A 21,321-nucleotide genomic window follows, 5' to 3' on the forward strand; every position below is an offset into this window, starting at 1 on the left:
GTTAAGAATTCCCCGATCTCCTTTTTCTGAGCCCCCTGTAGGTAGTTCTATTTCACCTGTGGTGTTTCCTGCGTTTGAATTTCCATCTTAGGCAAAGGACTCTCCTTAAAAGTCAGTTCGTCTTTATTAGGGTTCTTGCCAATGGAAATCTGTGCCCCTTGCTTGATGTTACCGTTGAGGATCTTTTCGCATAGTCCATCCTCAATATACTGTTGGATGGCGCGTTTCAGAGGACGGGCGCCAAACTGCACATCGTATCCTTTGGTTGCTACAAATTCCTTTGCCTTATCCGTAATCTGGATATGATAGCCAAGGTCATTGATGCGCTTCGACAAACTGATCAACTCTAAGTCGATGATCTTCTTGATAGAGTTCATATCCAACTGGTCGAAAGTAATGATTTCATCGAGGCGGTTAAGGAATTCAGGAGAGAACTGTCTGCTCAGACTCTTCTGGATAATGGAACGGGCATACTGCTTGTCATACTCATTATTTGCCAGGCCCTGGGTCCCTGCAGCATTGAATCCTATTCCGCGTCCGAATTCCTTCAGTTGTTTCGTACCGGCATTGGAGGTCATGATGATCACGGTGTTGCGGAAATCTACTAGCCTTCCATTCCCATCCGTGAGGCGCCCCTCATCGAGTACCTGCAGCAGAAGATTGAATACATTGCCATGAGCTTTTTCGATCTCGTCAAGTAAGACGATGGAATAGGGATGTCTGCGAACCTGCTCGGTAAGTTGCCCGCCTTCTTCATAGCCGACATACCCCGGGGGAGCTCCGATAAGTCTGGAGACATTGAAACTTTCCGTATACTCACTCATATCTATCCGGATGAGTGCGTCCGTAGAGCCGAACATCTGTTCAGCCAGTTTCTTGGCAGTATAAGTTTTACCTACACCCGTTGGTCCCAGGAACATGAAGGCGCCGATGGGGTGGTTCGGGTCTTTTAACCCTACACGGTTACGCTGGATGGCCCTTACCAGAGTATCGATGGCAGTATCCTGACCGATGACTTGCTTCTTGAGTTCAGCAGACATCCTGCGAAGCCGGATACCTTCGGCCTCTTCCATTTTCTGGACAGGGACACCTGTCATCATTGAGACGACATCAGCCACTTGAGGTTCATCAACGACGACTTTCTCGCCTGTTTCACCTTTGGCCCATTTATCCTGAAAGTCTTGCAACTGCTGTTCCAGTTCCGTCTGGCGGTCCCTGTAGCTTGCTGCCAGTTCGAAATTCTGACTCTGTACGGCATTTTGCTTCTTTTTCTTCACCTCTTCGATTTCTTTTTCCCTCTCGGTGACCTCTGGTGGGATCTTTGCATGCTTGAGATGAACCCTTGACCCTACTTCATCCAGAACATCAATAGCCTTGTCCGGGAAAAAGCGATCCGTTACATAACGGTCTGTCAGTTTGACACACGCCTTGAGCGCCTCATCTGTATAACTCACATGGTGGTGCTGCTCATATCTGTCCTTGATATTGTTAAGGATCTGCAGCGTTTCCTCCGAGTTTGTTGGGTCAATGAGCACTTTCTGGAACCGGCGTGCAAGTGCTCCGTCTTTTTCTATCGTGTTCCGGTACTCATCAAGGGTTGTTGCCCCAATGCACTGGATGGTGCCCCTTGCCAAAGCCGGTTTTAAGATGTTGGCAGCATCCATGCTTCCCGGTGTAGCTCCAGCTCCGATGATCGTATGGATTTCATCAATAAAGATGATAATATCCGGGTTCTTCTCCAGTTCCTGGATGAGGGCACGGATCCGTTCCTCGAATTGTCCCCGGTATTTGGTTCCTGCAACGATGCCCGTCAGATCGAGACTGACCAGACGCTTGTTGAACAGGATCGGAGAAGTATGATGCTTTACGATCAACTGGGCCAATCCTTCGACGATAGCACTTTTGCCTACTCCGGGTTCACCTATTAATATAGGATTATTCTTCTTTCGTCTTCCCAGAATCTCGATAACCCTTTCTATTTCCTTTTGCCGGCCCACAACCGGATCAAGTTTATCTTCCAGTGCAGCCTGGGTGAGATCCGTTGAAAACTTGTCGATCACCGGTGTCTTACCGTTTCCTCGACGTGTTGTGATGGTCGGATTAGCCTGAGCAGAATTGTTTCCACTGTCATCTTGAAAATTGAAAGAGGAATCATCGTCATCCTCATCCTCATCAGGCAGTTGAAGTCCATCCTGGGCCGGTTTTGCCATTTGCCGCACATAAGTGAGCGTGTCTTGATAGTTCATGTGATTATATTCCAGTACTTCTTTAGCCCCGTTATTTACTTGATCATGCAATATGGCCAGAAGGACATGCTGCACATCTACCAGATTGGTATGCTGTACGCGGGCTTCCAGTACAGCGAGTTTCAAAATATTGCTGGCTTGTTCATTCAACACGAGTTCTGAGGTGATCAGCAGTTCTGACAGTTCGTCTTCCCTGACTTTATCCTCAAGTTCCGCCTTTACGGCTTTCAAATTTAGATGGAAGCGCGCAAAAAGAGCAGGAATGATCCCCTTCTTCTCCCTTAACATAGCGAGAAGAATATGCTCGGGTCCTACCGTTCTACTTTCAAGACGGCTAGCTTCTTCGCGGGAAAAGGCGAGGATTTCAGATACCTTTGGTGAAAATTGACTAGTCATATATCTTTTCCTTTCTATTATTAAATCTCATTACAAATATAAAACTATTTTCTGAATTTGCAAACACTGTGCCAATATTATTTTCAAATCAGGAAACAGGGAAATAAAGATACCTTTTTTTGTTCTGTTCATTTGATTTTTTCGCTATAACGCTTTTACATTCGGAATATTTTTTGTAAATTTGTCTCGCTTAATCAGTACCTGAAGTGAATAGAGAAGGTTTAAATGGCCTCTATGGGCCTTTTCTTTAAAATGAGTAAGCATAAAATGTAAGTTATATATAAACAATTAGATATAATAATGGACGATAATCAAACAATCGATCAAGACCGGATCCTGAAGATCAACATCGAGGAAGAGATGAAGACATCCTACATCGACTACTCTATGTCGGTGATCGTAGCTCGTGCCCTTCCAGATGTCCGTGATGGTTTCAAACCTGTACACCGCCGTATTCTTTACGGTATGCTCGGAATCGGAAATACCAGTGATAAGCCGTATAAGAAATGTGCGCGTGTAGTAGGAGAAGTACTGGGTAAGTACCATCCTCATGGTGATTCCTCTGTTTATGGGGCTCTTGTCCGTATGGGCCAGGACTGGAACATGCGTTATCCGCTGGTTGACGGTCAAGGTAATTTCGGTTCCGTAGATGGAGATTCTCCCGCAGCCATGCGTTATACGGAATGCAGGCTTTCCAAGATCGGTGAGCATGTCATGGATGATCTGGATAAGGAGACCGTCAACATGACGAATAATTTTGATGACACTTTGAAAGAACCCACCGTGATGCCTACCAAGATTCCAAATCTTTTGGTAAATGGTGCCAACGGTATTGCTGTGGGGATGGCCACGAACATTCCCACGCATAATCTCAATGAGGTAATAGATGGTTGCTGCGCCTATATCGACAATCCTGATATTGATCTGGATGGGTTGATGAAATATATCAAGGCTCCGGATTTTCCAACTGGGGCTTATATATATGGTATCCAGGGTGTGCGTCAGGCTTATGAGACCGGTCGTGGAAGAATCGTGATGCGGGCTAAGGCTAATATTGAGAGCGACGAGAGCCATGACAAAATTGTCATTACTGAGATTCCATACGGTGTCAATAAGGCAGAACTTATTGAATATATCGCCGAGTTGGTCAAAGAAGGAAAGATCCAAGGTATCTCCAATGCAAATGACGAGTCTGGCCGTCAGGGCATGCGGATCGTCATCGATATCAAGAAGGATGCCAATGCGAATGTTATTCTGAACAAACTGTTCAAGATGACTGCGTTGCAGAGTTCTTTTTCCGTAAACTGTATAGCCTTGGTCAAGGGCCGTCCCCGCTTGCTGAGTCTGAAAGATTGCGTGAAGTATTTTGTGGAGCATCGTCATGAAGTGACTGTCCGCAGAACACAATATGATCTGAAGAAAGCCCAGGAACGTGCCCACATCCTTGAGGGATTGATTATCGCCTGCGACCACATAGATGAGGTAGTACATCTGATCAGGGGGAGCAAGACTCCGCTTGACGCCCAGCATAATCTGGAACAGCGGTTTAACCTGGACGAACTTCAGAGTAAGGCCATTGTTGATATGAGGCTTTCCCAGCTTACCGGTCTTCGGATGGATCAGTTACATGCTGAATATAGTGACCTGGAGAAGAAGATTTCTTATTATCAGCAAATTCTCGATGATCCGGAACTGTGCAAAAAAGTTATGAAAGATGATCTCCGTGAGGTTGAGGAGAAGTTTGGCGATCCCCGCCGGACCGAAATCAAGTATTCTTCTGAGGAGTTTAACCCGGAAGATTTCTATCCGAATGATCCTGTTGTCATCACTGTCAGTCATTTAGGTTATATCAAGCGTACTCCGCTCAACCAGTTCCGGGAACAGGCTCGTGGCGGAGTGGGAGCTAAGGGCGCCCGTACCCGTGACAAAGACTTTACGGAATTCATCTATCCGGCAACCATGCATGAGACCATGTTGCTTTTTACCCGGAAGGGACGTGTCTATTGGCTGAAATGCTACGAGATCCCGGAAGGGGATAAAAATGCCAAGGGACGTGCCATCCAGAATCTTTTGAATATTGATAAAAATGATCAGGTGAATGCCTTCCTCAGATTAAAAGGATTGCATGATGAAAAATTTATTACTACTCATTATGTCGTCTTTTCTACTAAGATGGGAACAGTGAAGAAGACCTGCCTGGATCAGTATGCTCATCCTCGTGCCAATGGTGTTATTGCCATTAATATCGTTGATGGGGATGAGGTCGTAGATGTCCGCCTGACAAATGGCCATAATGAGTTGATTATGGCTAATCGTAATGGACGTGCCGTGCGCTTCAATGAGAATGCCATTCGTCCTATGGGGCGTACAGCTACGGGAGTACGGGGCATACGACTCGATCCTGATTCGGATGCTTGCATAGGCATGATCGTCATCAATGATCCTGAACAGGAAAGTGTCATGGTGGTGAGTGAAGAAGGATATGGCAAGCGTTCTTCCGTTGAGGACTATCGTATTACCAACCGGGGAGGAAAGGGTGTGAAAACCTTAACCATTACGGAGAAAACCGGCAAACTCGTTGCGATCAAGAACGTGTCGGACAAGAATGATTTGATGATTATTAATAAGAGTGGTATCGTCATCCGACTGGCTGTCGCTGACGTCCGGATCATGGGCAGGGTTACGCAAGGCGTGCGGCTGATCAATCTTGCTAAGAAAAATGATGTGATCGCCGGTGTCTGCAAGGTCATGAGCAGTGAGCTTGAAGTTACTGCAGAAGAGGAAAGTCGTGCCTTATGGGCAAAAAAGAGTGAGGAGATCAAACAGGATGGAATTGCGGATGTCGTTTCTGGTGGCCGTTCGGGATCGGATGATCTTTCTGGCGGAGAAGGATCTGCTGACGGTTCAACTTCCGGTGAGGATGAATCCGATGATGGAGAGAATTCCTCAGATCCTGGACTACCCAACACGGATTTAGAATAAAACAACCTTTAAAGTAAAATAAGTATGAAAAAAAAGTTAATGATTGCGGCTACGATGCTGTTCTGTGCATCTGCCGTCTTTGCCGGGGATAGTGATGGCCTAAAGACGATCATGAAATCTAAAACCTATGATGAGTGTAAGCAACTTATCGAACAGAACCTGAATTCTCTGGCCAGTAATGAAGAAAAAGCAAAGGCCTATAATAAACTTTGCGATCTTGCTTTTGCCAAGTATCAGACGGAATCCTCTACGATGGCTACGAACCAGGCAATGAAGGCTATGGGCAAGAATGGTACTCCGGTTGATACCTTAGGGATGGCTGATGCTGCATATAATGCTATTGAAGCAGGTCTGGAATGTGATAAGTATGACGAGATGCCTAATGAAAAAGGTAAAGTCAAACCTAAGTTCAAAGATGCTAATTCTACCCGTCTAGGGAGTGCTCGTCTGAATATGATTAATTATGGTGGATATTATATGCAAAAAGACCAACCCAAGGCTTTGAAGTACTGGTCCTTGTATTTTGATACGCATGATAACCCATTCTTTAAACCTATTCCGGCCGCAACAGAAAAACCGTATATCGGACAGGTTGCTTATTTCTCTTCAATCTTTGCCCTGAATGCCAAAGATTATGATAAAGTTGAGAAATATACTGACTTTGCAAAGGGCGATTCCACTTATGCAAAACCAGCTTTTGATCTGAAACTTCGTGCCATGAGTTCTACCTTGCAAACAAAAGCTGACTCAGTGAAATTTGCGGAGAAACTCCATGTTCTCTTTGCACAGGATCCTACGAATAGTACAGTTCTCGAGAACTTGATCCAGGTGGAATCCAGACTGAATGGCAGAGAGGCCGGCGAAAAAATCATTGACGATGTGCTTACGAAGGATCCTAAAAATTTCGTGGCTCTGTTTTATAAGGCGAACAACCTGATGATGACTCAGAAATATAATGATGCGATCCCTATTCTGAAAAGTATTCTGGATACAAATCCTAAGGTCGTTCTCGCATGGTATTCTCTCGCAATCTGCTATTATAACCGGGCCGTCACTTCAAAGGCAACGGCAAGTTCTAATGTTCTCCTTGATGAGGCCATTAAAGACTATGACAAATGCAAGGAGTTGGATCCTAAGCAGCAACAGGTAAACTGGGGCTACAACCGGTATTCTGCTTACTATGCCCGTTATGGTGAGGCTGATCCGAAGACCAAAGAAGCTGAAAAAGATAAGTGATTCTGTACTTATGTAATCATTTGACACGGGATGGTCTTTTCAAAAAGGATCATCCCGTTTTCTAGTTAAGGCTTTTTAGTCCATAAGTGATTATGACCGGAAAAGGATATTCTGTTCTTATTCGGTCATTTGTTCATCTAATAACGGCGATAGATGACAGAATTGAAATAGAAATGCAGATGTTTTGCAATTTGTCTGTTCAATAACCTAACAAAATGGAAAAAATTTGGGGCTTTCATGTTTTTTTATTAACTTTGTCACCTAATTGATAACAAGCATGAAGAAGGTTATAATTCCTTTTTTCTTGATTTTCTGCGTCGTTTCTCTGAAAAGTCAAGAGAAATCCGATTTTCCGAAAACGGGGCAGCAATCTTTAGAGGCTTCTCGAAAAGCTTACGGAAAAGGTTATTATAACCTTGCTCAATATTATGCTGACCTTGCTCTTAAGGACAGTTCAGTAGCTGAACGGGCGGCTGAGATTAAAATTGGATGTATGGAGCATCTCATGAAAGATAGCGCTGATTCCACTAAATTTATTATTGCTGCTCTTGAACTCCACAGGATGGACCCTAAAGATCTGGCGTTCTTTAAACCTTTGTTGGACTATTATTCGAGTCCGGGGCATATAAGCGAGATGGAGGATTTTATTGATGATGAACTCCGTGAAAATCCGGCGGACAAGAAGATTTGGGCCTTGAAGGGTGAGATGCAGATGCGGAAGCACCGATGGGATGAAGCCATCGGCAGTTACCAGCAATCTGTTGAATTAGACAGTTCATTTGTCGAAGCTATTTATAATGTGGGGATTTGCTATTCTTCCAAGGCTATGGATTTGAAAGATTCTTTGCAAGATAGTCATGGCAGATTAGATAAAAATAACAAGGAAAAAGTGTTGGCTGTATTTGAATGCAGCAAGAATTATTTGGAAAAAGCCCGGGTGCTGGACCCCGTTTACAAGACAGTAGACTGGAGAAAGGCTCTTTATCAGGTATACTACATACTGGGGGAAAAGAAAAAGGCTCGGGAAGTTAAGTCTTTATTATGATGAAAGACAGATTGTGTAATAGGAGGAGATTGTGGATGAGGATACACTGGAAATATCTTTTACTTTGTCTGGCCTGTGCCTTATGTGCGGGGAATGCCTTTGGTCAGAAAAAGGCAATTTCTGCAGCGCGTGATTTGCTGAAATCAGGGAAAAATCTTGATGCGGCCCAACAGTCAATGGAAAAACTCCTGGATGATTCTGCCAACCGGCAGAACGAGAAGATATGGACTACTCTGTATGATGTGTTGCATAAACAGTATGAACAGGGGAATGAGCAGCTTTATCTGAAACAACAATATGATACTACAGCTCTTTTTATGAAGACACGGAGGCTATTTCAAGTAGCCGTCAGTCTGGATTCTCTTGAAGCATCTTCACATAAAGGGAAAAGAGAAAAGGTGAAATTTAAATTTCGGGATGTCCATGCCCAGTTTCTGAATATGATTCGGCCGAATCTCTATAACGGCGGTCTCTATTTTATTCATAAACAGAATTATAAGGATGGATATGACTTTCTTACCTCTTATATCTCATGCGCGCGGGAATCTTTATTCCGGAAATATAAATATGCTGATACCGATCATCAGTTGCCGGTAGCTGCCTACTGGGCTGTCTATTGCGGATATAAGATGAGGGACCCTAAAGCAACGCTTCATCATGCTTATCTGGCATTGAAAGATACAGCTCATTATGTTTATATGTTGCAATATTTAGCAGATACTTATCGCCTGGAGGGGGATACGGCACGATATGTCAGTTCCTTGAGGGAGGGTTTTTCCAAATATCCTTCTTTTCCGTTTTTTTTCCCGCGTCTGGTGGATTATGATGTCAAACAGGGAAATTATAAGGCTGCTATAGAGACAACTGATCGAGCTTTGAAGGAACGTCCCAAATCACTGATCTACCGTTTTACGAAAAGTACCCTGCTATTGAATACCCAGCAGTATCCGGCATGTATTGACCTCTGTGATTCAATTCTTACTGATACCAAGAATTTTTCCAAGGATAGTCTGAAAGCTCATCCGGCTATAGCAGGTGCTTATTTGAATGCAGGCCTGGCCTATTTTAACCAGGCTGTAGAGTTGGACAAAAGTATGTCCACATCCAGGAAAGAACGGAACAGGATGTTGGAATACTATCGTAAGGCACTTCCTTATCTGGTTCATTACCGCGAACTGGAACCTGAAGATAAGTCCAAATGGGCTTTGCCGCTATATACGATCTATCTCAACTTGAATATGGGCAAAGAATTTGACGAAATTGATAAACTATTGGAAAATAAGTAAATGCAAAATATTGATTCGATAACCCGGAAATTAAATATTACCTTAAATGCCATGCAGGAGGCAGCGCAGAAGGCCATCCTGCACTCTGAGGAAGATGTCGTAATCCTTTCACCCACAGGGTCGGGGAAGACACTGGCCTATCTCTTGCCCCTTGTACAACTGCTTGACTACTCGAGTGACAAGCTCCAGGCTATCGTTATCGTTCCCGGACGTGAACTGGCTTTGCAGTCGGCTTCTGTTCTGGAGAGTATGGGAACGGGTATCAGGACGATGGCCTGCTATGGAGGCCGGACGGCTATGGAGGAACATCGTAAATTGAAAGAGAGAAAACCTCAGATCCTCTTCGGAACTCCCGGGCGGCTGAATGATCATCTGATGAAAGGGAATATTTCTGCAACCAATGTACATTTCCTTGTTATTGATGAATTTGATAAATGTCTGGATATGGGCTTTGAGGAAGAGATGAGCATCCTGATAGGTAAACTCCCTTTCGTGCAACGGCATATATTACTTTCCGCAACAGAGGCGGAACAACTTCCTTCTTTCTTAAAACTATCCCCAAAGGAAAGGCAGCCGATACGTGTTGACTTCCGAGAGAGAGAAGAACAGGTTCCGGACAGGGTGCGGATCTATAAGGTGAGATCTCAGGAGAAAGATAAACTAAGTACGCTTCAACTCCTCTTGTTGGCATTGGGGAATGAGAGCTCTATTGTTTTTGTGAATTTTCGTGATTCTGTAGAGCGAGTGAGTCAATTTCTGGCAGAAAAAGGGTTTATTATCAGTTCATTTCATGGAGGCATGGAACAAAAGGAGCGGGAAATGGCTCTGTATAAGTTTGCTAATGGAAGTGCAACGGTTCTTGTGAGCACAAACCTGGCTTCACGAGGGCTCGATATCTTACATATTGATAATATCATTCATTATCATCTCCCCGAAACGGAGGATGATTTTGTTCATCGGGTGGGAAGGACTGCACGCTGGAAGTGTTCCGGTCGCTCGTTCTTCCTCCTTGGTCCTGAAGAACAGGTTCCGGAATATGTGGATGCAGAAGTGGATGATTTTCCTTTGTCTCCTGATTTGCAAGAGAAGAAACCCGCTTTGCCGAAGATGTCTATGGTCTATATCGGCAAGGGTAAGAAAGATAAGGTATCAAGAGGTGATATCGTGGGGTTCCTTTGTAAGAAGGGGGGCTTGAAGGGAGAGGAAATCGGCAGGATAGATGTTTTTGACCGCTATGCTTATGCTGCTGTTTCCCGATCCAAACTTCATCAGGTTCTCCGGCAGACACAGGGCGAAAAAATAAAGGGCGTTCATACCGTCGTAGAAGAGGTCAGGTAATGGTACTGCCTGTTTGATTCATAGAATCATCCTTGCTTCGTGACGTTATGATGACGAATAAAGAAATAAAAACTGAGAATCAATTTCTGAAGTTGAAAAATAACAGATATCAGATCTGAAGATCATTCAGAAGATATAACTTAAATTTTAATATTTATTCAGATGAAGAAGTACAACTTTAATCCAGGTCCAGCAATGCTTCCACGTGAAGTAATTGAAAACACTGCAAAGCAGATTTTAAATTTCAATGGTTCAGGTCTTTCATTGATGGAGATTAGCCACCGTTCCAGTGACTTCCAGGCTGTCGTTGACGAGAGTGAAGCACTGATCAAAGAATTGCTCAATATCCCTGACGGATATTCGATTCTCTTTCTCGGTGGTGGTGCTTCGACGCAATTTATGGAGATACCAGCCAATTTCCTGATCAAGAAAGCCGCTTATTTGAATACGGGAAGTTGGGCTGCCAAGGCCGAAAAGGAGGCTCATCATTTCGGCGAGACTGTTGAGGTGGCTTCCTCAAAAGAAGCTAACTATACCTATATTCCGAAAGAATTCAGCATTCCTGCTGATGCCGATTATCTGCATATCACGACTAACAATACAATCTATGGCACTGAAATCCGCAAGGATCTTGATTCGCCTATTCCTTTGATTGCGGATATGAGTTCAGATATTATGAGCCGTCCGGTAGATGTAAGCAAATATGATGCAATCTATGCTGGTGCCCAGAAGAATCTGTCTACTGCAGGAGTTACGCTGATCATTGTCAAGAACGACAAACTTGGACGTGCTCCTCGTGAGTTGCCTACGATGATTGACTATCGTACTCATGTAAAGAAAGGCTCTATGTTCAACACTCCTCCTGTCGTTCCTATCTATTGCCTGCTTGAGACCATGCGCTGGGTGAAGAAGGAAGGTGGCGTCAAGGAGATGGACCGCCGGGCTCATGAGCGTGCGAAGATCCTGTATGGTGAGATTGATCGTAACAAACTCTTTCGTGGTACGACCAAGGAAGAAGACCGTTCCTTGATGAATATCTGTTTCGTGATGAATGATGACTATAAGAATCTTGAAAAACCGTTCCTTGATTTTGCTTCAGCTCGTGGCATCGTTGGTATTAAAGGACACCGTTCTGTCGGTGGTTTCCGTGCTAGTTGCTACAACGCAATGACAGTGGAAGGGGTTAATGTTTTGGTCAAGGCAATGAAAGATTTCGAAGCTGAACAGTAAACAAGAAATAATAATAATGAAAAAAATATTAGTTGCAACGGTAAAACCTTTTGCCCCCTTAGCTGTAGAAGGAATCAGGAAAGAAGTCAAAGAGGCGGGCAATGAACTGGTCCTGCTCGAAAAGTATACTGATCGGTCACAGCTTTTAAAGACTGTAGCCGATGCGGAGGGCATGATTGTCCGTTCGGATAAGATTGATGCAGAAGTACTGGATGCTGCAAAAAACTTGAAGATCATTGTCCGTGCGGGTGCCGGTTATGATACTATTGATCTGGCTCATGCCAAGTCCAACGGGGTCATCGTGGAGAATACGCCGGGACAGAACGCCAATGCAGTGGCTGAACTTGTGTTTGGACTGCTGGTGTACATGCTTCGTAATTTTTATAACGGGAAACCGGGAACGGAACTTAAAGGTAAAAGGCTGGGACTCCTGGCTTTTGGTAATGTGGCACGGAATGTAGCACGTATTGCAAAAGGCTTTGGCATGGAGATCTCTGCTTATGATGAGTTCTGTCCTGCTGTTAATATTGAGGCTGCTGGTGTCCGTGCTTGTAAGACTAAGGAAGAACTTTTCCATAACAGTGATATCGTGAGCTTGCATATCCCGGCTACTTCTGAGACGGTTGGCAGTATTAACTACGAACTCGTTAATCTGATGCCGGAGAATGGAATTCTGGTCAATGCAGCTCGTACTGAGATTATCAATGAACCTGAATTACTCCGCCTGCTTGCAGATCGTTCTGATTTGAAGTACATCACAGACTTGAAACCTGCTGCTGTAGCTGATTTCGAGAAATTCGGAAACCGGTTCTTTACGACACCCAAAAAGATGGGGGCCCAGACGGCTGAGGCAAATATCAATGCGGGGGTTGCTGCGGCTAAGCAGATAGATGCTTTCTTGAAAGATGGAAGTGTGAAATTTCAAGTCAACAAATAATTCCAAACACTGATAATGGCTAAAATAAAACCTTTCAGAGGTCTTCGTCCGCCTGTTAGTATGGTGGAAAAAATCGAAAGTCGCCCGTACGATGTCCTTGATTCGGAAGAGGCGAGAACTGAGGCTGGAGATGATGAGATGAGCCTCTATCATATTATTAAACCGGAGATCAATTTCCCGGAAGGTACTTCAGAATATGATCCAAGGGTCTATAAAAGTGCTGCTGAACAGTTTAAGAAGTTTCGTGAAAAGGGATGGCTGGTCCAGGATTCTCATGAGGACTATTATCTCTATGCCCAGACCATGAACGGGAGGACCCAGTATGGGCTGGTGGTCGGAGCTTATGTGGAAGACTATCTTAATGGGGTGATCAAGAGACATGAGCTTACCCGGAAGGACAAAGAAGATGACCGGATGAAGCATATCCGCGCCACTAACGCAAATATGGAACCGGTATTCCTTGCCTATCCGGACAACCGGGTGCTGAACGATCTGATGATGCGTTATGCAACTACTCGGCCGGTGTATGATTTTATTGCTCCTTTGGATGGTTTCCGTCATCAGTTCTGGGTCATCAGTGATCCGGATGATATTCAGACGATCACCCGTACTTTTGCCGAGATTCCTAACTTGTACATTGCTGACGGTCATCATCGTACGGCTGCAGCTGCACGTGTGGGTGAAGAGAAGGCGGAAAATGACCCTGATCATACCGGAAAGGAAGAGTACAACTACTTCATGGCAGTTTGTTTCCAGGCCTCGCAATTGACAATCCTGGACTATAACCGTGTCATCAAGGATCTCAACGGGATGACACAGGAAGGATTTCTCAAGGCTCTGTCTGAGAACTTTACGGTGGAGAAGATGGGGCCGGAAGAATACAAACCTGTCCGGCTTCATGAGTTCAGTCTCTATCTGGATGGTAACTGGTACAGGTTGGAAGCCCGTCCTGGAACTTTTGATGACAAGGATCCGATCGGTATACTGGATGTAGACATCTCTTCACGGTTGATTCTCAATGATCTGATGGGGATCAAGGATCTTCGTACGGATGAGAGAATTGATTTCATCGGTGGTCTGAGAGGGCTGAAAGAACTCAAACGGCGGGTGGATAGTGGTGAGATGCGATGGGCACTGGCTTTATATCCGGTGAGCATGAAGCAGATTATGAATATTGCAGACAGTGGTAAGATTATGCCTCCGAAAGCAACCTGGTTTGAGCCCAAACTTCGTTCTGGCCTTATCGTTCATCTGCTTTCCTGACCATAAGTGGATCAATGTGAGCTATTCGGTATGGTAGATGAATATATCACAATAAATCGTATAGGCGAGGGATTTTACTCCGAGAAGCGAAGTAAGTTCCTCGCCTTTGCACATCATGTCACCTCAAAAGATGAAGTGAGGGTGCTGTTAAAATCTTATCAGACAAAATATTATAATGCACGTCATATCTGCTATGCCTATATTCTCGGGCCAGAGCAGAAGGAGTTCCGTGCAGTGGATAATGGAGAGCCTTCTTCAACGGCAGGGAAACCGATTCTTGGTCAGATCATCAGTCATGGACTGACTGATGTTGCCGTTTATGTTATCCGCTATTATGGTGGGGTCAATCTTGGTACTGGCGGATTGATCAGAGCCTACCGCACCGCTGCCGAGGATGCCCTGAATCATTCTGGACATATTAGGAAGTTTGTTGAGGAACAGATTACTTATCGTTTCCCTTATCCGATGATGAATGCCGTAATGCACGTTGTCAAGGAGATGAATCCAAGAATTGTCAGTCAGGCTTTTGATACGAATTGCTGTTTGGTCCTGGCTATCCGGAAGAGGGATGCCGAGACCTTACGAAAAAGGCTGTCAGATTTGAGTTTCGAATAATTTTTCTAAAGATTCTTGGTTTTGTCCGAAATTAATTGTAATTTTGCACCCGTCAGGAAGATTGGCAGAGTGACCGAATGCGCTGGACTCGAAATCCGGTATACCCCTTTTCGGGTATCGGGGGTTTGAATCCCTCATCTTCCGCAATTCACTATGGTGTGGCAGAGAGGCATTCTGCTTATTTGAGAAGTATTAGATAAAAGAGAAAATCTTTATCTCTTGCCACAGCAAAGCCGGGAATAGGGACAGTGATCACATTGTTTTGCATCTTCTGTGGCAGTCAGCGCAATTTCTGGATTGAAAATATCAGATAAGATCCCTCGTATATTTTCTTCAAAATTGTCGGTATTCTTGTCTCCCTTTTCATTTTCGTATTTTTTGATGTCCGTAATAGGCTCTTTGCCGATTCTAAGAGGAACGATCTCTTCACCGGAGTGTTGGATGAAGAGCAGGGAAGGACTGACCGGCAGATCATTCACATCATATCTTTTTTCTCCTTCATCATTTCTTTCGTTTCTGACGATACCTGCATAGAGCATGGCCTGAAGGTAATAATCTGTATGGTTGGCCAGTTTTTTGCCTGAGAAAATATCCCCCAGATCCCGGACGGCCATTTTATTGTTATTTCCAGTCTTGTAGTCAATGACGCGCAGGGTAGGGCCTTCTGCAGGAATATTGACCTGATCGAGCCGGTCAATATTTCCGAAAATGGTCATGGTTCGTCTTTCCTGTCGTGTAGGAAAGGAGATGGAGGCTTCTACTCTTTTTTCTAATCCAAGAATCTGGAAAGGTGTGGACTTCAGATCTATCTCCAGAAGTTTCCTGATATAATCGATCACTACCTGACGATTGATGATCTGCAATCCATTATATTTGACTGGCGTATGTGGCCCGACCTTGAAGAGATCCTGTCTGAATGCATTATCCACGCACTGTTCGATAATTGCCGGGTTCCTGAGGGCATTCTTGAGTTCATCTTCCCGGATCATGATTGGACGGATGATGTCTGTAGTCTGCTCTCCTTGGGGGGTCTTTTCTGTACGGGTGTCGCCGGGTGCGGCAAGATGAAGATAAAAAAGTTGGCAGGCCAGGTGGAAGATATTCCCGAAGGTACGGTTATCCACTCTGTCCTCATCAATTTCATCCGGTTCCTTGATTTTTGCGATATATTTATAGTAGAATTGGAGAGGGCAACGGATATAAGTATTCAAAGCGGTCGGAGAGAGACGATGCATTTGGCGGATGACCTGCATCACCTGTTCGTCTTTTTCTATTGACGAGCGTGTGCGGATGACAGGTTTCTGACCTGCTGTCAGATTTTCTGTGCGAATGGATTGTGGACTCTCGACCATTAGCTGGAGCATAAACCTGGACATTTCTCCTGTTTGTCCATTATTGGTGGCATTGTCGTAAACGAGAGTAACGTCTTTTGCTCTTTGCAGAAGACGGTAGAAATAATAGGAATAGATGGCCACTTTATGATCCACCGTTGTCAACCCGTAAGCCTTGCGGATGGAATAAGGAATGAAAGAAGTATCATTAACTCCTTTAGGGATATTTCCTTCGTTGCAGGACAGAAGCAGGACATGGTCGAAATCAAGATTTCTGGTCTCCAGTATTCCCATAATTTGTATACCTACAGCAGGTTCTCCATGAAAGGGAATGGTTGTTGAGTTTATGAGTTGAGTCATGAGCCGCTGATAGGTATGGATGTCAATGTTCAAATCCTCCTGATCAATCAGATTACAAAGGCGGTTGATGAGCGTATACATCCTGAAGAGAGATTCCTGAAAGAGAGGATCGCTTTTAACCTGTTCCTCTTTTCCTTCTCCCTTGGTGGCATCATGGTAGTTTATCCCTATCGTCTGGAGTATCTCAAGGAGCCAGTGAGATAGTCCGCTGAGTGAATGCGAGGGCGTTTGAAGTAAAAGATCCAGTCCCTTGTCATTTCCCGTTGAAGGACATTCTGTCTTGAGCTTGTCTGCTGACAGATAGAATCGTTTATGATTATTCAAGAAGTCTCTGAGTTCTTTGATATGACCGGATATGAATTTAGAATAAGGGTGTTGAAGAATTTTGTTGACTCCACGGAAAAGGAATTTTCTTATATCTTCCCGGTAGCTATGGGTATGCAGGTCTACAAGTAAGGTGACCAGGGTGCTGACAGGAGACTGTGACAACGGATAACCGGTGGTCACATTTACTTTGGTCACTTCTGGTGGCAGACTATGGATGATGGTCGGCAGGAGACTTTCATCAGCCATGACGATGGCTGTGCGTCTGCCGGCTTCGATCCTGTGATTTTCTTTCAGCCAGTCACTGACATACCTTGCCTGGAGATTTTCGGTACTTGCACTGATGAACGTGACAGATTTGGGTGTTACCATATTTTTATAGATCTCATCGTTCTCATTATCCAGTTCATTAGGATAGTTCTTGAGATATTGAGCGATATAATGTCCGGCTTCATGGTCTTGGTCCTTTTTCGGCATATAATAGTCATCAAAGTCCCAGTAGAATTTAGCTTTATCGTCTTTTTTAAGGCGGTCACAAAGGGCCAGTTCAACCTTTTGCATCATATTGAAACCGACAAAAAGGTACTTGGAGTGTTTCCATTTCAGGTCCGGATCAGTTGCAACTTCCCTGTAGAGTGCTCCTTCATAGGCTAATTTCTGGTCTTTTAGAGACTGATTAAACTGATGATAGATGTCGGCAAAGTGACTCCAGAGGGTAATGAATCGTTTTTTCAGAACACTTTCTTGGTCTTCAGAGAAATTGCTGAAGAACTGTTTGAGAATCTTTTTCTGTTCATCACTGAGGTAGCTTACACCATCTAATTCATGAATATCTTTCAGGTTGGTGAATATTTGATCCGCATCGGCCATATTTTTGTCGATGTCATCAAAGTCTGTAATCAGCAACTGCCCCCATCCATAGAATTTATCGAGTGATTCCTGTTCACCGGTAACCTTGTGATAAACCTTATAAAGCTCACTGACAAGTTTGATGGGGTCCCCGACAGTCCTTTGGCTGTGTTTCCGGAAGAGGTCACTGATGGTGATGCAGGTCGGGCTCCATAGCGGATGATCCACTTGTACAGCCAACTCTTGATTTAAAAACAGAGAGGCTCGTTTATTAGGAAAGACAACAGTGATATGGCTGAGTTGATCCTCATATTTGCGGATAATATCCTGAGCTACATAATGGAGAAAAGTTTGCATGTCTGATGATTTTAATTTTAAAGAAATGAAAGGACAAAGGACGCTAAATGAAAGGTGATGGTCAGGGCTGGGCCTCTTCTTTGGAATCATGATCATCATCAGGTCTGACTTGGGTCACCTGATTCGGGTATACATACCATAAGTATCCCGAGACTTCAGGGTAGTGCATCCGTCTCAGGAGAGTCATATAATCCCTGACTTGCTCTTCATATTCTTTGTGGGGCTTTCCGAACTTGAAATCGACCACGATCATTTCCTTCCCATCTGTCATGACACGGTCTGGTCGTTTCTCAATGACTTCGTTTGTAACCGGGTCAGTATAGAGAATAGTACACTCATTAAACAATTCCCAATGGCTTGAAAACCAGTTTTTTACCTTCGGTGACTGAAGCCTTTGTTTCATTTCTTTTCTCAATTTTTCCTTACTTAGATAACCCGTGTCAAGCACACCTTCCTGTTCAAGTTGGCTGAGTGCCTGATCCACATCGTCAAGGGTATGGATGGAAGAGAAAATGGCATGAAGTACATTACCGGTCTGGATATAGGTGTTATGGACTTGTGCTTCTTCATCTTCTCCTCCGATAAAATCTTTACTTTTATTACTTTGCCGGAAATCAATCCTGTTTTCATAATTGTTAATGGCAATGATTTTTGGTTCAGGTTGCTGGAGAAAAACGTTGCGGGACACAGTTTTTCCTCCTGGTTTTCTGTTTATATCAGGGGTGCCATAATCGAAGGCTAATGTCTGGCTGTTGTCATCTTCCTTGTCGTCAATTTTATCCTTGTCGGATATATCGTCCTCTGCCGGTTCGTCCTGGTTGAAAGTTTTCAAGGTAGCACCTTCCAGTTCCTGGCTCAATTGAGGTAAGACCTTTTCGATTACATCGCTTTCATCGACTGGTTCGGAAGGTTTACCGTCATCCGCTTTCATCCGTTGTTTTCCCTTATTCTTATGCTTTCCGAAAATGTACAGGCCTCTTTTAGGACGAGTGAAGGCAACGTAGAGTAGGTTCATGTTGTCTACGATATTCTGTGAATGTTCATTATTGTAGAAAGGCTCATAAATGGATCCGCTTATCTGGTTCTTGTACAAGTCTACCGGCACGACAGGCAATTTGCTATATGGGGGTTCTGAAGGTGTGCACCATATCGTATATCCCGGCTTTTCAAGTGTCCAGTCACAGAAGGGGATGATGACATGGTCAAATTCCAGACCTTTGCTCTTATGAATAGTCAGAAGTCGGATGCCGTCTGTCTCATCACTTTGGATAGACCGGAGATGAAGGTCCTCATCCCATACTTTCAGAAAATCATTGATGTCTGGGACATGGTCTTGCAGGTACTCGCTGACCTGGTCATAGAAAGCACAGACGTATGCGCTTTGTTCTTCCATTACTGCAAGGTCGAAAATGGAATAGAGTTGTTCTATGAGATCCATCAGAGGTTGTCCTTCCAGTTCGTCGAGATGGTTGACATAATCGTCAGGCAATTGAGTTTTCAATTGTTCCTCCAGCGTATTTCCGGAACAAAGGAATATCTTACTGTCTGCTTTCAAGGGATTTTTGATTCCTGTCTGATAAGCTTTTGTCAGATTGGCTAAAGTGAGCAGGTCATCCCGGTGTGTGATAAAACGCAAGGCGTCCACCAGGATGTTCACAGCCTGAGAGGCATCCAGGCGGAATGCCAGATCGCTGACCAGAGTCACGTCAGGGAGTTTTTCCATGAAATAAGCACCGATTTCCTGGATGGTCGGATTTTTCCTCACCAGGATGGCAATGTCACTCGGCCGGCATCCCTGATCAAGTAGTGTCCGGACAGTTTCGACAGTCTTTTGCAGCATCTTGTCGTGGTACGAGTTGTTGTCGGGGAGCAGTTCAACATGCACGTAACCTTGATTCTCCTTCCCTTCTGGAACTTTCTGACAGAGATTCTCCTGGGAATAGGCTTGTTGCAATTCTTCCGTATCCTTTTCCTTTTCGCCGGACCAGGACTGGCTGGCTTTCAAAAAGAAAATATTGTTGAAAGCTACGATCCTTTTGTCCGAGCGATAGTTAACATCTAATATTTTCTTGTTCACCTGATCAGATGAGAACTCTTTAGTATCTATATTCTGGAGAAGTCTCCAGTCTCCTCCCCGCCACCGGTAAATGCTTTGCTTAATATCCCCGACAATGAGATTCTGGGCAAGATGTTCAGAGGGTGGTTGTCCATGGGACATGGTCTCCTGAAGGAGAACTTTAAAATTGTACCATTGAATCCTGCTCGTATCCTGAAATTCATCCATCATGATATGTTCCAAATGAGCTCCGATTTTCTCGAAGATGAAAGGTGAGTCATTGTCACAAACCAGGGAATGGAGTAGGTTTTGCGTATCACTGAGTAGAAAACGGTTTGCCTCCTGGTTACTGATCCGCACTTTCTCTCCGATTTTCCCCAGTAATCTTAAGTTGTCAAGATGTCGTAAGGTGAGGTCTGCTGATTTGTAGGCCTTGACGAGATCTGGGCGGGCCGTTTCGGTCTGTCTGAGCAGAGTCCACAAATGATCCTGGACCAACTGGTAGATGCCGCTTCCGGGAGTTGCCCTCTTCTTTGTAACCCAGTTCTTGGGATCTTCCAGGCAACTGCAGACGGTCTTGTTTACTAATTTTGACTCATCGGTGAATTCCCCCCTTTCAAGTTTGGCAAAATAGCTCCAGATGCCTTTTTCTCCTCTGTTGAGGTCAGAGGCAGAGAAACCGTTACGATCCATTTCTTCAAAGAAATGATCGGCATATTTTTTGATATTCTCCTTTGCTTTCTGCCGGATAGCACGGAGCTCTTTTGAATAGTCCGGGAAGAAAGTACTTTCTGGAGACATGAGGGGCTGCAGATCATAGGAATGTTCTTTATAGGCATCTTCGAAGATATTCTTTCCAAAGTTCTTGATCTGTCCCATGATGTTCCATCCTTTGTCATCATCCATTTTTTCATGGATGTAGTCCATGATCCATGACAGGACAGGACTTTTCTCATCCAATTGCTCAATGAGATCATCCACAGCCTGTTCCATTACTTCCTCATCATTCAGGCTTATGTTCAGACTGGCTGTCAGGTCAAGTTCACGGGCGAGGTTTCTTAATACCGTCTGAAAGAAAGCATCAATTGTCTCAATTCGAAAATCATTAAAATGGTGGAGGAGGAGGCTGAGGCACCCTCCTGCACGTTGTCTGATCAGTCTTTCTCCTAATCCCGTGTTTTGCTGTACTTCTTTTAGGTATTCTTCCGAATCGTTTAGGTGATGAGAAATACCATAAAGTTGGGACAGGATGCGCATCTTCATCTCTTCAGTGGCTTTATTGGTAAAAGTTACGGCCAGTATTCCCCGGTAGGATTGTGGATTGAGTATGAGCAATGAGATATATTGTGTAGCAAGTTTAAAGGTCTTTCCAGCCCCGGCACTTGCTCTGTAAACGGTCAGAGGTTTCATCATTTCTGTTTTCATTATGCTAATCGTTAATCAAGTATGATTCTTTGTTTTCAGCGAGTG

12 protein-coding genes and 1 tRNA gene are annotated in these 21,321 nt (G+C 44.3%); 10 read left to right on the forward strand and 3 right to left on the reverse strand.

Annotated features, from left to right (window positions below):
* Positions 1-47: 47 nt before the first annotated feature.
* Complete coding sequence (locus tag ACYRYG_RS00385) at positions 48-2,642, reverse strand: ATP-dependent Clp protease ATP-binding subunit (RefSeq protein WP_293415731.1); 2,595 nt, start codon at positions 2,640-2,642, stop codon at positions 48-50.
* A gap of 300 nt (positions 2,643-2,942) precedes the next feature.
* Between ACYRYG_RS00385 and gyrA the strand changes: the two genes are divergently transcribed.
* The 10 genes from gyrA (at position 2,943) to ACYRYG_RS00435 (ending at position 14,718) form a co-directional block, all read left to right on the forward strand.
* A complete protein-coding gene (gene gyrA / locus ACYRYG_RS00390; RefSeq protein WP_293415729.1) occupies positions 2,943-5,624 on the forward strand; it encodes a DNA gyrase subunit A in 2,682 nt (893 codons plus the stop codon).
* A gap of 24 nt (positions 5,625-5,648) precedes the next feature.
* Complete coding sequence (locus tag ACYRYG_RS00395) at positions 5,649-6,860, forward strand: tetratricopeptide repeat protein (protein ID WP_460197289.1); 1,212 nt, start codon at positions 5,649-5,651, stop codon at positions 6,858-6,860.
* Between the two features lie 277 nt (positions 6,861-7,137).
* Positions 7,138-7,905 (forward strand): tetratricopeptide repeat protein, encoded by a 768-nt coding sequence (locus ACYRYG_RS00400; RefSeq protein ID WP_293415725.1) that lies wholly within the window; start codon positions 7,138-7,140, stop codon positions 7,903-7,905.
* Positions 7,905-9,191, forward strand: a complete 1,287-nt coding sequence (locus ACYRYG_RS00405) for a tetratricopeptide repeat protein (RefSeq protein ID WP_460197292.1) — start codon at positions 7,905-7,907, stop codon at positions 9,189-9,191. The genes ACYRYG_RS00400 and ACYRYG_RS00405 overlap by 1 nt, the downstream gene beginning before the upstream one ends.
* On the forward strand, positions 9,192-10,529 hold the full coding sequence (locus tag ACYRYG_RS00410) for a DEAD/DEAH box helicase (protein WP_293415721.1): 1,338 nt from the start codon (positions 9,192-9,194) through the stop codon (positions 10,527-10,529). It abuts the gene before it with no gap.
* 162 nt (positions 10,530-10,691) lie between these two features.
* Positions 10,692-11,759: a 3-phosphoserine/phosphohydroxythreonine transaminase gene (serC, locus tag ACYRYG_RS00415; protein ID WP_293429085.1), complete on the forward strand. Its 1,068-nt coding sequence runs from the start codon at positions 10,692-10,694 to the stop codon at positions 11,757-11,759.
* A gap of 16 nt (positions 11,760-11,775) precedes the next feature.
* Positions 11,776-12,696, forward strand: a complete 921-nt coding sequence (locus ACYRYG_RS00420; protein ID WP_293415716.1) for an NAD(P)-dependent oxidoreductase — start codon at positions 11,776-11,778, stop codon at positions 12,694-12,696.
* Between the two features lie 15 nt (positions 12,697-12,711).
* Positions 12,712-13,959 carry a DUF1015 domain-containing protein gene (locus ACYRYG_RS00425; RefSeq protein ID WP_460197294.1) on the forward strand — a complete coding sequence of 416 codons (1,248 nt, stop codon included), beginning with the start codon at positions 12,712-12,714 and terminating at the stop codon, positions 13,957-13,959.
* Positions 13,960-13,989: 30 nt separating this feature from the next.
* Positions 13,990-14,574: an IMPACT family protein gene (locus ACYRYG_RS00430; RefSeq protein ID WP_293415712.1), complete on the forward strand. Its 585-nt coding sequence runs from the start codon at positions 13,990-13,992 to the stop codon at positions 14,572-14,574.
* 55 nt (positions 14,575-14,629) lie between these two features.
* Positions 14,630-14,718, forward strand: a tRNA-Ser gene (locus ACYRYG_RS00435).
* 68 nt (positions 14,719-14,786) lie between these two features.
* Here the strand turns inward: ACYRYG_RS00435 and ACYRYG_RS00440 are convergent.
* Together ACYRYG_RS00440 and ACYRYG_RS00445 are read right to left on the reverse strand one after the other, a co-directional pair.
* Complete coding sequence (locus ACYRYG_RS00440; RefSeq protein ID WP_294738360.1) at positions 14,787-17,795, reverse strand: PD-(D/E)XK nuclease family protein; 3,009 nt, start codon at positions 17,793-17,795, stop codon at positions 14,787-14,789.
* 61 nt (positions 17,796-17,856) lie between these two features.
* The gene (locus tag ACYRYG_RS00445; RefSeq protein ID WP_293426705.1) at positions 17,857-21,276 is read right to left on the reverse strand and encodes a UvrD-helicase domain-containing protein; all 3,420 of its coding nucleotides are present in this window, start codon (positions 21,274-21,276) and stop codon (positions 17,857-17,859) included.
* Between the last annotated feature and the right edge of the window lie 45 nt (positions 21,277-21,321).

It is taken from the genome of Segatella asaccharophila (assembly GCF_054687055.1).